Source organism: Paraeggerthella hongkongensis (genome assembly GCF_003726035.1).
Classification (GTDB): domain Bacteria; phylum Actinomycetota; class Coriobacteriia; order Coriobacteriales; family Eggerthellaceae; genus Paraeggerthella; species Paraeggerthella hongkongensis.
On the sequence record NZ_QICD01000003.1, the window covers coordinates 74,424 to 88,680 of the forward strand.

Sequence of the window (14,257 nt, forward strand, 5' to 3'; positions counted from 1 at the left end):
TGTTCCAGATGATCGCAATAGCAAAACCACAGGCTTGCGAACTGGGGGGACAGTCAGGGTTTTTGGAGCTTGCATTCTGCCGCGCAGCGAGACCGGCGAGCGTGACGAATATCGCCGACTTCCTGCCACGAATGGGATTTTTCGCTGCACAGCGGGATCACGTCCCTGTTGCCCAAAGCTTAGCGGATGGATGCGTCGCGCGCTGGGTTGCGCGCACCTGGAGCGCCAAGGACGTCACGCGGCTGGATGCTGTTTCAGCTGAGCAGGGCTCTCCGAAGAGCGAACTGCCTTTGCGCATAGTTTGAGCATCCTGGCCTGATCCTGGTGCGCAGATGGCCGGCCAAAATCTTTACGAACCGATTGTATTCCTGATAATTGGCCACCTGCCGCCAGGTAGCAGTTACTACGGTGAGTCCCATAGCTTCAAGCGCGTTGCGCCGACTTGCGTCGCGTGCGATGCGCTCCGCCCCGGTATGGCATAAGGTGCTGTCGTATTCGACGACTACGTTTTGCTCGGGCCAAAGAAGGTCGCATCTGAAATGCGATTTTCCGGTTATTCCTTGATGCCGTTTTCCGGGAGCAACGGCCGAGTTCATGACGGGTTGCGCCAGCATACTTCCACCGCGTGCGTAGGGAAGCGTTGCCAGCATGGCCAGCGTAGATTCTCGCGGCGACGCTGAATTTGCCAGCACGTAGGGAAGCGCCGAGCGTGCTTGCGCCGATCCACGGACATGAGCTGCCTTTGCGCGAAAGGCAGCTAGCTTTTCCGGCGTGGTGAGCGGTTGTCTGCCGCGCACGCCGAAGGGCTGGCTTTCGTCTGGCGCGTAAGTGCCGCAAAGCTCGAACCCAAGGTGGACCGCATGGGGAAAGTCCAGCATTCCCGAAACTTGGATGAAGGTTAGTTCCGGACTGGTAACGAACACGCCGCCCTCGAGTCCGGGCGCGTCGACTCTTCGCAGCGATCCTCCGGGAATCTCCGAAAGCTGGTGGACTACAAGGTTGTCGCTGCGCCCACGCCGTCCATCGTGCGACAAAACATGAAGGGGCGCCGACATTGTGCGGCAGCAGGCGCGCTGGACGGCCCGCACCTCAGATGCGCTCGGGGCCTTTGCCGGTAGACCTCCGGCTCGGCACGCTTGCCGAGCCGCGCCCGCATCGCTTGCGATGCTGCGCCAGTATTCTAGAGCTGATTTATGCGAAACAACTGTTTTCATGGCGTGAGTATAGCATCTTATAATACCTGGTAAAAAGCTAATTTGGCCTTTTCTCACACGTTAGAAAACCGCTGGATCCGCGCTAGCTTCGCGCTGGTTCCGTGCTAGATCCACGCTGGAATCGCACTAGTTTCGTGCTAAATTCGCCCCGGATCCGCGTGAGAACGCGGAAAACGAGAACGTGCGAAAAACACGGTTCCGGAAATCGGAATCGCTGGGATTTGAGGCCGTCCGCGCGCATTCCGCGCTATCATGGTTTCATGCATGCGAACAAGCGCGCCGATGCGCGCGACGGGCGAAGGCCCGCAGGAACGAAAGGCTAGCTATGGCGAAAATTGCAATGACCACGCCGCTTGTTGAGATGGACGGCGACGAGATGACACGCATCATCTGGCAGATGATCAAAGACGAACTGCTCGCGCCGCATATCGACCTGAAGACCGAGTACTACGACCTAGGGCTGGAGCACCGCAACGCCACCGACGACCAGGTGACGGTCGATTCAGCCGAGGCGACCAAGCGCCTGGGCGTGGCCGTGAAATGCGCCACCATCACGCCGAACGCCGCGCGCATGGACGAGTACGACCTGAAGCAGATGTGGAAGAGCCCTAACGGCACTATCCGCGCCATGCTCGACGGCACCGTGTTCCGCACGCCCATCACGGTTGCGGGCATTGAGCCGTGCGTGCGCAACTGGGTGAAGCCCATCACCATCGCGCGCCACGCTTACGGCGACGTGTACAAGAACGCCGAGATCCGCGTTCCCGGTCCCGGCAGGGTGGAGCTCGTCTACACCGCGGAGGACGGTACCGAGACGCGCGAGCTCGTGCATGAGTTCGACGGTCCGGGTGTGGCGCAGGGCATGCACAACCTGGATGCATCCATCGAGAGCTTTGCGCGCAGCTGCTTCGAGTATGCGCTCGACATCAAGCAGGATATCTGGTTCGCCACGAAGGACACCATCTCGAAGAAGTACGACCATCGCTTCAAGGACGTGTTCCAGGAAGTCTACGACGCCGAGTATGCGAATCGCTTCGAAGAGGCCGGCATCGAGTACTTCTACACGCTGATCGACGACGCGGTGGCGCGCGTGATGAAGGCCGACGGCGGCTTCATCTGGGCATGCAAGAACTACGACGGCGACGTGATGAGCGACATGGTGTCGAGCGCGTTCGGCTCGCTTGCCATGATGACGTCGGTGCTGGTCAGTCCGCAGGGCTACTACGAGTACGAAGCCGCGCACGGCACCGTGCAGCGCCACTACTACAAGCACCTTGCCGGCGAGGAAACGTCCACGAACTCGGTGGCCACCATCTTCGCGTGGTCGGGCGCTTTGCGCAAGCGCGGCGAGCTTGACGGCTTGGACGACCTGGTGGACTTCGCGAATCGCCTGGAGAAGGCCACGCTCGACACCATCGAGGCCGGCGAGATGACGGGCGACCTGGCGCTCATCACCACGCTACCGAACCCGGTGAAGCTGAGCACGCGCGACTTCATCTTGGCGGTTGCCAAGCGTCTGGCGGCGTAGATTCAGCTTCTGTGCTCAATGGAACGTCCACGGCCCCGGATGGCATCGTGCTCCGGGGCCGCTTGCGCAGGCACGCCGCACGCAGCTTGCGAGCGGCGTGCCTGCGCAAGACCTACTCCAGGTACGCGCCCGTCTGGCACTCCCATAGGCGGGCGTACGCTCCACCGGCCTCGATCAGCTGCGCATGCGGGCCGTCCTCGACCACGCGGCCCCCGTCAAGCACCACGATGCGATCCAAGCTGGCCACCGTGGACAGGCGATGCGCCACCACGATAGCCGTACGCCCGTGCATGAGGGTGGCCAGCGCGTCCTGCACCAGGTGCTCGCTTTCGGAATCGAGCGCGCTGGTAGCCTCGTCCAGCACGAGCACCGGGCAATCGGCCAGAAGCGCACGCGCTATGGCGATGCGCTGGCGCTGGCCGCCCGACAGCTTGACGCCGCGCTCGCCCGTGACGGTATCGAAGCCTTGCGGAAGGCGCTCGATGAACTCGAGCGCGTTCGCACGGCGCGCCGCTTCGCGGATCTCGTCCATGGACGCGTCGGGTCGTCCGTACGCGATGTTCTCCGCAATGCTGCGATGAAACAGCAACGCCTCCTGCGGCACGTAGGCGATCTGGCGACGCAGCGATTGCTGCGCGGCGTCGGCGATGTCCTGGCCGTCCACCAGGATGCGACCCTCCTGTATGTCGGAAAGCCGCAGCAGCAGCTTCGTGAGCGTGGTTTTGCCCGCACCGCTCGCACCTACCAAGCCAACCCTCTGGCCTGCGGGTATATACAAGTCAAGCCCGTCGAACACCGCCGTGCGCACGTCGCCGTCGGTGTACCAGAATCCAATTCCCTCAAAATCGATGGCCCCTTCGCGCACCTCGAGCGGCACGGCATCGGGCGCATCGGCCACCAGACGCGGCTCGTCGAGAATGATAGTCATGCCGCTCGCGTCGCCGAACGCGCGATTGAAACGCTGCAACCCGTTGTTGATGAAGTTGAACTGGTTCGTCACCGTGTAGGTGTAGGTGAACATGACCACGAGCGTGCCCGGCGTGATGCCGTACCAAGCGTTGCCGCCCGCGATGAACACCGCCACCACGCTCATGATGGCAACGGTGATGCACGCCGTCACGATGCCGCGCGTAAGCGATGCCCACATGCGCTTGGAATCGCGCGCCACCACCTCGCGGTTCGCTTGGTCGAACAGGCCGCGCTCGTAATCCTCGCGACCGTAGGTTTTGACGGCAAGAATGTTCGCCACCGAATCCGACAGCTCGCCCGAAAGCTGGTTCTGCGCGCCCGCCGCCTTCTCGTTCAGAGCCAGGATGCGCTTGTACATGTAGTACGAAACCCCCGCGTACACCGCCAACAGCAGCATGAGGATGGCCACGTACACCGGCACGCGAGGAGCAAGGATGGCGCACGTGAACACCACCGAGCAGATCACCGGCAGAAACGGAAACGTGATGGTTTCCAACAGCAGTTGGTAAGCGCTCATGAACTTGGTGGTCTGACTTACCAGCGTCCCGCCGAAGCGATTGGAATGAAACGACATGGATTGGTTGCACAGCGCGTCGAACGACATGGTGGCCAAATCGTACGAGGCTGCGATTTGCAGACGGTACATGGTGTAGTCCTGCACCTTGCTGGCAACCTGACCCGCTACGTTGATTCCGATGAGCGCCAGAATGTACGGCCCGAACACCGCGAACACCTCGTCCGGCGACACCGACCCCGCGCTCACGCGGTCCACCACCAGGCTCATCACGTACGGGTTGCCGTACGAAAGCAGCGCCACAAACAGAAACGTCGACGCCATAAGGGCCGTGAACAGCCCGAAGTGCTTGCGAGTGACCAACCAGAAATAATGCAACGTGCGACGCGTTGTGGATGCAGCGGTTTGACGCGACATGAGGATCCCTTCTTTTTGCTTCGACACGATTATGCCACAAGCGCGTCGACTCATGCCGCGCCGAGCACCGCCGCACGTTTGCTCCAGCGAAGCGGCACCGAGAGCAAGGCCGCGGGACGGATTGCCCGCCCCGGCCAAGCCCATCAGCTATTCGATTCCCAGTTCTTCGAAGAAGCCCACGCGGAAGTTCTTGAACACGACCTCGCCCTCTTCCTGCGTGGCGTCCAAATCGACATCGGCGGCAATGCCGAAATCGTGATCGTCGTCAGAGTCACTGAAAATCTGGTGCACGTGCCACACGCGGGCCGATTTCTCGTCGGACTCGTCGATCTCCAGATAGGCCATCGACCGCGCATCGCCGTCGATGCGCACCTCGTCGTGCGCTTCGTAGTACGAATCCAAGGCGCGCTGCCAACGCGGCTCCCCGCAGCCCCAATCCTGGTCCAAGCGGCCCAACTCCGCCGCGCGCTCCTGCGCAGCCAGCCGCACGCGCGAGAACAAAGCGTTGCGCACGAGCACCGTGAGCCCGCGACGATCGGCGACCACTTCGTCCGCGCTCGTCGGCGGCGCCGCGTCGAGCACCGATCCCGCATTCTCCCATTCGTCCATCAAGCTGGAGTCCACCGACCTCACCACGAAGCCCAGCCATGCGATGACGTCCTCCAGCCGATCGTTGCGCTTGTCCACCGGCACCGTGCGCGCGATCACCCGGTACGCGTCGGCCAGGTATCGCAGCAGCAGCCCCTCCGACCGGGCGATGCCGTAACGCTGCACGTAGCCCTTGAAGTCGCTGGCGGTTTCCAGCATGTCGCGCAGGACCGACTTCGGCTCCAGCTGGAAATCGCGCGCCCACGGCACGTCTTGGCAGTAGCGCTCGAACGCGGCGCCCAGCAAGTCCTCGAGCGGACGAGGGTACGTGACCTCGGCGATCCGTTCCAAGCGCTCGTCGTAATCAACGCCGTCGGCCTTCATGTCGGCCATAGCCTTGTCTCGCGCCTGGCGCTCCTGCGCCCGCAGCACCTGGCGCGGGTTCTCCAATGTGGCCTCGGCCATGGAGATGACATCGTAGGCGTACGTTTCGCTCTCCGGATCCAACAGCTCGAGCGCTGCCAGCAAAAACGGCGAGAGCGGCTGGTCGAGCGCAAAGTCGTCGGGCAGATCAACGGTGGTCACGTACTCCGCCCCTCCGTCGTCCGCTTCCAAGCGCTCCACCACGTCGGCATCGATGAGCGTCTGGAATATCTCGTCGGCGCGCACGGCGAGCGCAGCCTTCTCCTCATCGGTCTGAGCGGAATCGGCGATGAGCTTGCGCACGCGCGCGTACGCGTCGCCGCCCTGCACCACTTCCGACAGCACCATCGAATGCGTGATCTTCATGCGTGGCTTCAGCGTTTCGGGCGTTGCCTCGATCAGGCGCTCGAACGTCTGCTTGTTCCAGGTGACGAACCCCTCGGGCGGCTGCTTCTTCTTGATCTTGCGCAGCTTCTTCGGGTCGCCGCCGGCCTTCTGCACCAGCTTCGCGTTCTCGATGTCGTGCTCGGGAGCTTCGGCCAGCACCACGCCCTCGGTGTCGAAGCCGCTGCGGCCCGCGCGGCCCGCGATCTGATGGAACTCGCGGGCGCGCAGACGGCGCATCTTGTAGCCGTCGAACTTCGTGAGCGCCGTCAAAAGCACGGTGTGAATGGGCACGTTAATGCCCACGCCCAGTGTGTCCGTGCCGCAGATGACGGGAAGGAGTCCCTGTTGAGCAAGCTTTTCCACCAGCAAGCGATACCGGGGCAGCATGCCGGCGTGATGCACGCCGACGCCGCTTGAAAGCAGGCGCTTGAGCGTTTTGCCGAACGCCGTGGTGAAGCGCGTGCCGGCCATGGCGCGCTTGATGTCCTCGCGCTGCTCTTTCGACGCCACCCCGAAGCTCGAAAGCGATTGCGCCGTGGCAAGCGCCGCATCCTGCGAGAAATGCACGATGTAGAGCGGAGCCTCGCCCTTGCGCAGCGCCAGCTCGACGGTGCCTTCGAGCGGCATTTCCACGTATTCGTAGGACAGCGGAACGGGGCGCGGGGCGTCGGCCACCACGTCGACGTCGACGCCCGTGCGCTCCTTGAGCGAGCTCGCAATGTTCGAGACGTCGCCCAGCGTTGCGCTCATCAGCAAGAACTGCGTTTTCGGAAGCGTGAGCAAGGGAACCTGCCACGCCCATCCGCGGTCGGCGTCGCCGTAGAAATGGAACTCGTCCATGGCAACGCAGCCCACGTCGGCGCGCTCGCCCTCGCGCAGCGCTTCGTTCGCCAGGATCTCGGCCGTGCAGCACACGACCGGCGCCTGCGCGTTGATGTGCGTGTCGCCCGTGATCATGCCCACGTTCTCGCGCCCCAGCACGTCGACCAGATCGAAGAACTTCTCGCTCACGAGCGCCTTGATGGGAGCCGTATAGTATGCGCGCCGCCCCGTGGCAAGCGCCATGAAATGCAGGCCCAGCGCCACCATCGACTTGCCCGACCCGGTAGGCGTGCCCAAAATGACATGGTCGCCCATCATGAGTGCCATGAGCGCTTCTTCCTGATGGGGCCACAGCTCGATGTCGCGCGACGACACCCACTCCAGGAAGCGGTCGAGCGCCTCGTCGGCCGTGAGCCACGGCTCGGGCGCGGGTTCGTCTCCTTCCGGCTCCCACCAACTTGGCGCGAGCCGACCGAGCGAACCATGCTCGAAGGCCTCTCCCTCCGCTTTCTCCGTCGTTTCTTCCGTTGCGCATTCGACCATGCGGGGCGACCTCCGAACATAACAGCGATACTTTTCAAAGAGATCATTCTACCCGCAACCGGCACCGCGCAGACGAGCAAGCGGCAAAGTCCTCGCGTTCTGCGCGCCAAAACGCGCGTGACGCCGGGCAAGGCCAGGTTGGCGTGACAGCACGTGGACCGATCCAGCAGCGCGAGCGCCGCCACCGAGCTTGTCGAGCTCCTGCGATCGCGCCTATCGGGCTCCTGCGATCACTCGTCCGATTTCTGCACGGTTTTGCCCTCAATGTTGCGCATCGCGCGCGCCCTGAGCGCGTTCGTCCCGGAAAACAGGCGTCGCACGATGGTTTTGCCAGGTCGCGCGAATGCAAGGTCGAAGAAGATCGAGCCGAGCGCAACATTGGGGACAAAACCGTGCAGCGCAGCGGTCCCGTTCGAAGACATTCCTTCGCTAATCGGCCGTCTTTCGCCGGACCGCGAGAGAAAGCCCCGCGCCCACCGCGGCGCCCGCAAGCGCAACCAACAGCCAGCCCAGGCCGAAATCAGCGAACGGCAGCGCATCAAGCAGCAGCCACGCGCCGGGAGCAAACGCATCGCGCAGACCCGCGACCACGCTGCACGCAGCCGTCGACAGCACCGCCCAAGGCCACATGAGCGGCAGCTTATCGCAGCGCGCGTGGAAAAGCCCCATGACCACCAGCACGATCGCAGGCGGGTACAGCGCACCCAGAAGCGGCGCGGAAAAGGCCAGGATCGCGTCCAGCCCCAAAAGCGACACGGCGCAGCTGAACACGGCGAACAGCGCTGCCCAGGCAATGAGCGGGATGCGCGGAAGCGCTTCGTAGAAGTATTCGGAACAGCACGAGATCAAGCCCGTGCACACGTTCAAGCATGCGATGAGGAAGATAGCCGCCACGATAATGGCCCCGGCCTCGCCGAAGTGCATGCTGGCCGATGCCGCCAGAATGGTCGCGCCATTGGTCGCATCGGGCAGCGAGCCGCCCATGGCAGCGCCCACGAACCCCAAGCCGCAGTAGATGACCATCATGAGCACGCCCGCCACGACGCCCGCACTCGAAATGGCGCCGGCGACCTGCTTAGGATCGCGCGCGCCCAACTGCTTGACGTTGGCGGCCACCACGATGCCGAAGCACAGCGCCGCGAGCAGATCCATGGTCTGGTATCCGGTCAGAAAGCCCTGCGCGGCCGCATTGGCATTGTAAGGAGCCTGCGCCTCGAGGACCGCTCCCCCGCCGCCGAGCACCGACGCCCCCACCACCAGCACGATGAGGATGATGAGCGCAGGGGCCGAGAACTTACCCAGCACGCGCGAAAGCAATCCAGGCCGCAACGCCAAAACGAACGCCACGGCGAAAAACGCCACCGAGAACGCGACCGCCGCCACGTTCGGGTCAATCATGTCAGATCCCGGCAGCAAAGGCCGCAGCATCTCGTACGCCGTAGAGGACGTGCGCGGAATAGCCAGAAACGGGCCGATGGTCAGGTACACGAGCGCAATGAACACCGATGCGAACAACGGACTCACGCGCCCCGCCAATTCGCGCACGCCACCGCACAGGGCCACGGCTACGATGCCCAGCACGGGCAGGCCGATGCCCGCCACCAAGAAGCCCGCCATGGCGGGCACGGCTTCGGTCCCGGCCTGAAGACCCAGAAGCGGCGGCAGGATCAGGTTTCCCGCTCCGAAAAACATAGAGAACAGCATGCCGCCCACCATCAGCATCTGACTGGGGCGCAGCCCGCCGCGCGCATCTTGTTGCCGCTCTTCCACGAGGTTCCTCCTGAGTTCCGTATCGTACTGGCATGCCCTTGCGCGCCGCAAAGCGGCGGCGCGAACGATCCGCAATGATAGCACTGCCCTCGTTCGATCGCTATTCCATATTGTTTCACTATGAAATCGACGCAAACGAGCGGGGCGAAAGGGCGAAGTCGATGGCCTGCTTTGCGCTGTTCGTCGGCGAACAGGCCGTCGACCCGCCCGTTCGCCTATCAAGCGCGGTCTTGCGCACGAAAACCGCGTTCGCTCGCAGGTTCTGACGTTTGGGGTTGCTGGAGAGCCTCTCGCTTGCGACCGCAATCAGATGACCCAGCATTGCACCAGGTCAGAAAGCTGTAAAAATTGCCAGGAGGTCGAATGCGGTTTGCGGCGCGTCCACGACAACCGCAAACCGCCAAAACCTGCCACGGAACGCATTCGCACGTGCGCTGGGCGGAGAAAAACGCACGACCCTTCGCGTCCCTTACGAAACGCGCGTGAACCTTACGGCGAAATGAGCGTCCGACGACCCCGGCGCAAGCCGCGTAGCCAAGCACGAACGACCGGCGATGGGGGCCAGTTGAAAGCGCTGCCCCTCTTCGCTCGCAAGGAACGCTTTCACCGTCTGGTTATCTTCCTCGCAGGTCACCGTACACGTCGCGTACGCCAGCGTTCCGCCTGGCGTCACATGCCCGGCAGCGGCGCGCAGCATGCCCAGCTGCGTCTTCGCGAACGCGGCCACGTCCTCGGGCTGCAAGCGCCAGCGAATCTCGGGGTGGCGTCGCAGCGTCCCCAGCCCCGAACACGGCGCGTCGATGAACACCACGTCGAACAGGCGACCGCGAACCACGTTGCCCAACGCCAGGGCATCGCCCGTCAGCGCCTCCGACACGCACGAGCCGTATCGCTCGGCGCGCTCGAGCAGCAGCTTCGTCTTGAACCCGTGGTTGTCCAACGTCACGTACGACTCGATCTGCGACCCCCACGTGCGCTGCGCCGCGCTCTGCAGCAAGATGGTCTTCGTTGCGCGACCGGCCCCCACTTCCAACAGGGACGCAGGCTTGTTCTGCGGCAAAACAGACGCAGCCACCAGCTGGGACGCGGCATCGGAGACAAGGATCTTTCCCTGCACGAACAGTTGCTTGACCTGAGGCAACAACAACGCGCGATTGTCCTTCACGCGCAGGCAGCCGGGCACGGGCACGCCGTCGATCTCGACCGGCTGCGTCGATTCCCCCGCCTTCGCGAATGCGGCGGCCACAGCGGCTTCGTCCGCTTTCGCCGCATTCGCCGCCACGAACAGCGGCGCAGGTTCGTTCGAGGCGCGCATGAAGTCCAGCGCCGCCTGAGGCCCCAGATCGAGCACCAGCTTGCGCGCCAGCCAAACAGGGAAAGCATGCAAGCGAGCGAGCGCCTCCACGTCGCGCGTCGGATCGCCGAACGGGAAGGACGCGCGCAAAGCCACCACCTTGCGCAGTACCGCGTTCGCAAGGCCAGCCGCCCTGGGCGCAAACGAGCGCACCAGCTCGACCCCCTGGTCAACCGCTGCATGCGGCGTCTTGTTCAAGAAGATGATCTCGTACACGCTCAAACGCAGGGCATCGCGCACGTCGGGCTGCACGTCCGTCGGCTTGCTGAGCGCGCGATCGAGCACGTCGTCGAGCGTACCCGCGGAGCTTACCACGCCCAATGCGAGCAACGTCGCGAACGAACGATCCTCGGGCGAAAGCGCGGAGCTGTCGATGCGCTTGCCGATAACGTCCTGAGCGAACGCCTCGCGCTCGCGCACGGTGCGCACCACGTCGAGCGCGGCAAGCCGAGCCGGGCTGGCCTTCGATCGCGCGGCGCGGCTCTCTCGCGGCTTCTCCACAGGTCCGGCGTACCCCTTCGGCGCGCGTCGATCCTGCGAGCCCTTATTACGATCAGGCATGAAGCCCCTTCCAGATAAGGCCACCGTCCTTGATCCCCTGGATCCCGGCGGCAAACGACTTCGCATCCATAGCTTGCTTGCCCGCCGGCTTCAGAATCAGAAGCTCCACCGCGCCGTCGGCCGCGCCCAAGAACAAGCGCTTCGCCGCATAGCGAACGTCGCCCGCGGACATGCCGGCAGCAAGCTCGCGCGCCTGGCCGTCGGCCGCCACGGAAGCAAGCGACAGCACCGTGACCGAGCGCCCCGCCACCTCGGCGCGCGCAGGGTGCGCGGCGCTCGAAGCCTGCACCTTGCGAATCATGAGCTCAGCGGAATCGCCGACGGACAAGTCCAGCTCGCCCTTGGCGATCTTATCGGCGTAGGTCACGCGCGATTCGTCCTGCTCGGTCCAATCGCACACGCCCCGCTCCACGCGAACCAGCGCGGTCAACAGGGCATGAGAACCTAAAATAGCCAGCTCGTCGGTCAGTTCTTCAGCGCTCAAATCCCCGACGCTCGCCGTACGGCACACGCAGTACGCGCCCGTATCCAAGCCCTCTTCCATGCGCATGATGCATACGCCGGCCTCCTCGTCGCCCGCAAGGATGGCGCGCTCGATAGGAGCGGCGCCGCGCCAGCGAGGCAGAAGCGACGCGTGCACGTTCAGGCAGCCGTACCGGGGAAGATCCAGTACAGCCTTCGGAAGAATAGCCCCGTAAGCGGCCACGCAAATGACATCGGGGCGAAACGAGGCCAGTTCACGCTGGACGTCCTCGTCGCGCAGAGTGCGCGGCGTGCGCACGGGAATGCCCCAGCGCTCAGCCGCCGCCTTCACCGGCGAAGGTTCTAACCGCTTCCCGCGGGCACGCACGGCGTCAGGGCGCGTGTAAACGGCGACCACCTCATGCTGCTGCACCAATTCGTCAAGGATGGTAGCCGAGAACCCCGGCGTGCCCATGAACACGACGCGCATGGTTATCGAACCCGAGGATCGAGCGAAGTCTCCCCCGGCTTCGCGCCGGAAGCAACCGCCTGATCGTAATCGCGAAGCGCCTGGATGCGCGCGAGGGGGTCGCAGCGCTCGAACATGGTCACGCCGTCCAGGTGGTCCAGCTCATGCTGCAGGCAGCGGCCCAGGAGGCCGTCGCCTTCGATCTCCCATTCCTCGCCGTCCAGGTCGAAGAAGCGCACGCGCGCCCACGACGGTCGGGCGATGGGCACGGAGATGCCGGGTATGGACAGGCAGCCTTCCCCTTCGACAACGACCTCGCCCTTCGTCTCCACCAGCACCGGGTTCACCAGCACCAGGGGATTCTGCTCGTCGGACTCGTCGCAGTCGATGACCACCAGGCGCTTGGTCACGCCCACCTGCGGCGCGGCAAGGCCGCAACCGGAATTCTTGTACATGGTCTTCACCATTTGCTTGGCCAAGCGCTTCAGGCTTTTGTCCCCAAGATCGCACGGCTCGCACGGCTGGTTCAAAATGGGATTGGGAGATTGCACAACAGTAATCACGATCAGCACGTCCTTTTGGTATCCACGCACGCGACGCTTAAAGCGCCGCGAAACAAAATTCTGGCAAGCATTGTCCGCAATCGCTTCGCCCTTGTCCAGCGGCTTGCCGAAAGATCCATAAAACGCGAGGTGAGAAGCGCAAGAGACCGAACTTGACGACCGTTCGCCGCAAGCGGCGGGCAGCCGATGAAAAGCGCCGCTCGACACGCGCCGCATCGCAGCGCGCTCGAACGGCGCTTCAAGCGCTTTTGAGCGTTCGGGCCCTACTCCGTACGAGCAGAATCCTCGCCGTCCACGACGATCTCTTTGAGCGAAGCCGCCAATCCGGCAAGGCCCTGGATATCAGAGGGGATGATGAGCTTCGTGGAGCGTCCGTCCGCCACTTTCTTGAGCGCCTCGAAAGCTTGCAGGGTCAAAACGGCGTTGTCGGCGCCCGCTTCCCGCACCGCGCGGATGCCGTCGGCCGTCGCCTGCTGCACGTTCTTGATAGCCTCCGCCTCGCCCTCGGCCTCGCGGATCTGCTTCTCCTTCTCGGCCTCGGCAGCCAAGATGACGGTCTGCTTCTCGGCTTCGGCGGAAAGAATCTGCGCCTGCTTCTTTCCCTCGGCGATGGTGATGGCGGCCTGCTTCTCGCCCTCGGCCAAAAGCACCGCCTCGCGCTTCTCGCGCTCGGCCTTCATCTGCTTTTCCATAGCCTGCTGAATGGCTGCCGGCGGCGTGATGTTCTTGACCTCCACGCGGTTGACCTTGATGCCCCAGGCGTCGGTGGCCTCGTCAAGGATGGAGCGCATCTTCGCGTTGATGGTGTCGCGCGAGGTGAGCGTGGTATCCAGGTCAAGATCGCCGATGATGTTGCGCAACGTGGTAGCCGACAGGTTCTCGATGGCGACGATGGGATTCTCCACGCCGTAGCAGTACAGCTTCGGGTCCATGATCTTGAAGAACACCACCGTGTCGATGGACATGGTCACGTTGTCCTTCGTGATGACGGGTTGCGGCGGGAAATCGAACACCTGCTCTTTGAGCGAAACGTAGGGGCGCACGCGGTCGATGAAGGGAATCTTCACATGCAACCCGTTGTTCCAGGTAGTCAGGTACGAGCCCAGGCGCTCCACGATAGCGGCCTCGGCCTGCGGCACGATCTTGATGCACGTGACCGAGAACAGAACCAGAATCACAACAAGCACGATAAGGAAGATCATGGGAGTTTCCTTTCAACGATGAGTTTGACGCTTTCTTGCGCGACCACGACAACGTTTTGGCCAACGGGCAGGGGCTCGCCGCTTGCAGAGCAGGCGGCCCAAGTCATGTGATCGGACGTTTCAACGCGCCCGACCAGGCGATCGTTGTCGATAGCCTCGCACACGACGGCAACCTGGCCGACCAGCGTCGGCTCCTTGGAATCGCCGCGATTGCGGTACTTCATAAACACGGGTCGAAGAGCCACAAGACACACGACGGAAACGACCAAAAAGACGATAACCTGCACGACAGCATCGACGCCAAGCAGGTTCGCGGCGAACGCCACCAGCGCGCCGACAACGAACCACAGGGTGATGAGGCCCAGCGAAACAACCTCGACAAGGGCCATCGCCGCTGCGATGCCCAACCATACGAAGGGGCTCATACGGTAGCTCCTTTCTCCTTGTTCGAGTATACACCATCCGCTGCAC

The 14,257-nt window shown here is 63.4% G+C and carries 11 protein-coding genes; 2 read left to right on the top strand and 9 right to left on the bottom strand.

Going from position 1 to position 14,257, the window contains the following annotated elements; translation table 11 throughout:
• Positions 1 to 254 precede the first annotated feature (254 nt).
• On the bottom strand, positions 255 to 923 hold the full coding sequence (locus tag DMP08_RS02985; RefSeq protein WP_244596760.1) for a hypothetical protein: 669 nt from the start codon (positions 921 to 923) through the stop codon (positions 255 to 257).
• A 616-nt stretch (positions 924 to 1,539) separates the two neighbouring features.
• On the opposite strand from DMP08_RS02985, the gene DMP08_RS02990 reads away from it, so the two are divergent.
• Positions 1,540 to 2,742, top strand: coding sequence for an NADP-dependent isocitrate dehydrogenase (locus tag DMP08_RS02990; protein WP_123191514.1), 1,203 nt, complete (start codon positions 1,540 to 1,542; stop codon positions 2,740 to 2,742).
• A 112-nt stretch (positions 2,743 to 2,854) separates the two neighbouring features.
• On the opposite strand, the gene DMP08_RS02995 is transcribed toward DMP08_RS02990, so the two are convergent.
• From DMP08_RS02995 to brnQ, 3 genes are all read right to left on the bottom strand, one after another.
• Positions 2,855 to 4,642, bottom strand: coding sequence for an ABC transporter ATP-binding protein (locus tag DMP08_RS02995; RefSeq protein WP_123191573.1), 1,788 nt, complete (start codon positions 4,640 to 4,642; stop codon positions 2,855 to 2,857).
• 147 nt (positions 4,643 to 4,789) lie between these two features.
• Complete coding sequence (locus DMP08_RS03000) at positions 4,790 to 7,405, bottom strand: DEAD/DEAH box helicase (RefSeq protein WP_123191515.1); 2,616 nt, start codon at positions 7,403 to 7,405, stop codon at positions 4,790 to 4,792.
• A gap of 429 nt (positions 7,406 to 7,834) precedes the next feature.
• Complete coding sequence (gene brnQ, locus DMP08_RS03010) at positions 7,835 to 9,175, bottom strand: branched-chain amino acid transport system II carrier protein (RefSeq protein WP_244596761.1); 1,341 nt, start codon at positions 9,173 to 9,175, stop codon at positions 7,835 to 7,837.
• Between the two features lie 74 nt (positions 9,176 to 9,249).
• Here brnQ and DMP08_RS12415 point away from each other — a divergent pair, with 74 nt between their 5' ends.
• Positions 9,250 to 9,441 (top strand): hypothetical protein, encoded by a 192-nt coding sequence (locus DMP08_RS12415; protein WP_123191517.1) that lies wholly within the window; start codon positions 9,250 to 9,252, stop codon positions 9,439 to 9,441.
• A 203-nt stretch (positions 9,442 to 9,644) separates the two neighbouring features.
• On the opposite strand, the gene DMP08_RS03020 is transcribed toward DMP08_RS12415, so the two are convergent.
• The 5 genes from DMP08_RS03020 to DMP08_RS03040 all read right to left on the bottom strand — a co-directional run bounded on the left by DMP08_RS03020 (position 9,645) and on the right by DMP08_RS03040 (position 14,211).
• Complete coding sequence (locus tag DMP08_RS03020) at positions 9,645 to 11,090, bottom strand: RsmB/NOP family class I SAM-dependent RNA methyltransferase (protein WP_123191518.1); 1,446 nt, start codon at positions 11,088 to 11,090, stop codon at positions 9,645 to 9,647.
• Positions 11,083 to 12,042, bottom strand: a complete 960-nt coding sequence (fmt, locus tag DMP08_RS03025; protein WP_123191519.1) for a methionyl-tRNA formyltransferase — start codon at positions 12,040 to 12,042, stop codon at positions 11,083 to 11,085. Before fmt ends, DMP08_RS03020 begins: the two co-directional genes overlap by 8 nt.
• Before the next feature lie 2 nt (positions 12,043 to 12,044).
• On the bottom strand, positions 12,045 to 12,593 hold the full coding sequence (def, locus tag DMP08_RS03030) for a peptide deformylase (protein ID WP_123191575.1): 549 nt from the start codon (positions 12,591 to 12,593) through the stop codon (positions 12,045 to 12,047).
• A gap of 254 nt (positions 12,594 to 12,847) precedes the next feature.
• A complete protein-coding gene (locus DMP08_RS03035) occupies positions 12,848 to 13,786 on the bottom strand; it encodes an SPFH domain-containing protein (RefSeq protein ID WP_123191520.1) in 939 nt (312 codons plus the stop codon).
• Complete coding sequence (locus DMP08_RS03040; protein ID WP_123191521.1) at positions 13,783 to 14,211, bottom strand: NfeD family protein; 429 nt, start codon at positions 14,209 to 14,211, stop codon at positions 13,783 to 13,785. The genes DMP08_RS03035 and DMP08_RS03040 overlap by 4 nt, the downstream gene beginning before the upstream one ends.
• Positions 14,212 to 14,257: the final 46 nt, after the last annotated feature.

Coding starts and splice junctions, on each gene's coding strand:
- DMP08_RS02990 (WP_123191514.1), top strand. CDS start 1,540: ATGGCGAAAATTGCAATGACCACGCCGCTTGTTGAGATGGACGGCGAC.
- DMP08_RS03000 (WP_123191515.1), bottom strand. CDS start 7,405: ATGGTCGAATGCGCAACGGAAGAAACGACGGAGAAAGCGGAGGGAGAG.
- DMP08_RS03020 (WP_123191518.1), bottom strand. CDS start 11,090: ATGCCTGATCGTAATAAGGGCTCGCAGGATCGACGCGCGCCGAAGGGG.
- DMP08_RS03035 (WP_123191520.1), bottom strand. CDS start 13,786: ATGATCTTCCTTATCGTGCTTGTTGTGATTCTGGTTCTGTTCTCGGTC.
- fmt (WP_123191519.1), bottom strand. CDS start 12,042: ATGCGCGTCGTGTTCATGGGCACGCCGGGGTTCTCGGCTACCATCCTT.
- DMP08_RS12415 (WP_123191517.1), top strand. CDS start 9,250: ATGATAGCACTGCCCTCGTTCGATCGCTATTCCATATTGTTTCACTAT.
- DMP08_RS03040 (WP_123191521.1), bottom strand. CDS start 14,211: ATGAGCCCCTTCGTATGGTTGGGCATCGCAGCGGCGATGGCCCTTGTC.
- DMP08_RS02995 (WP_123191573.1), bottom strand. CDS start 4,642: ATGTCGCGTCAAACCGCTGCATCCACAACGCGTCGCACGTTGCATTAT.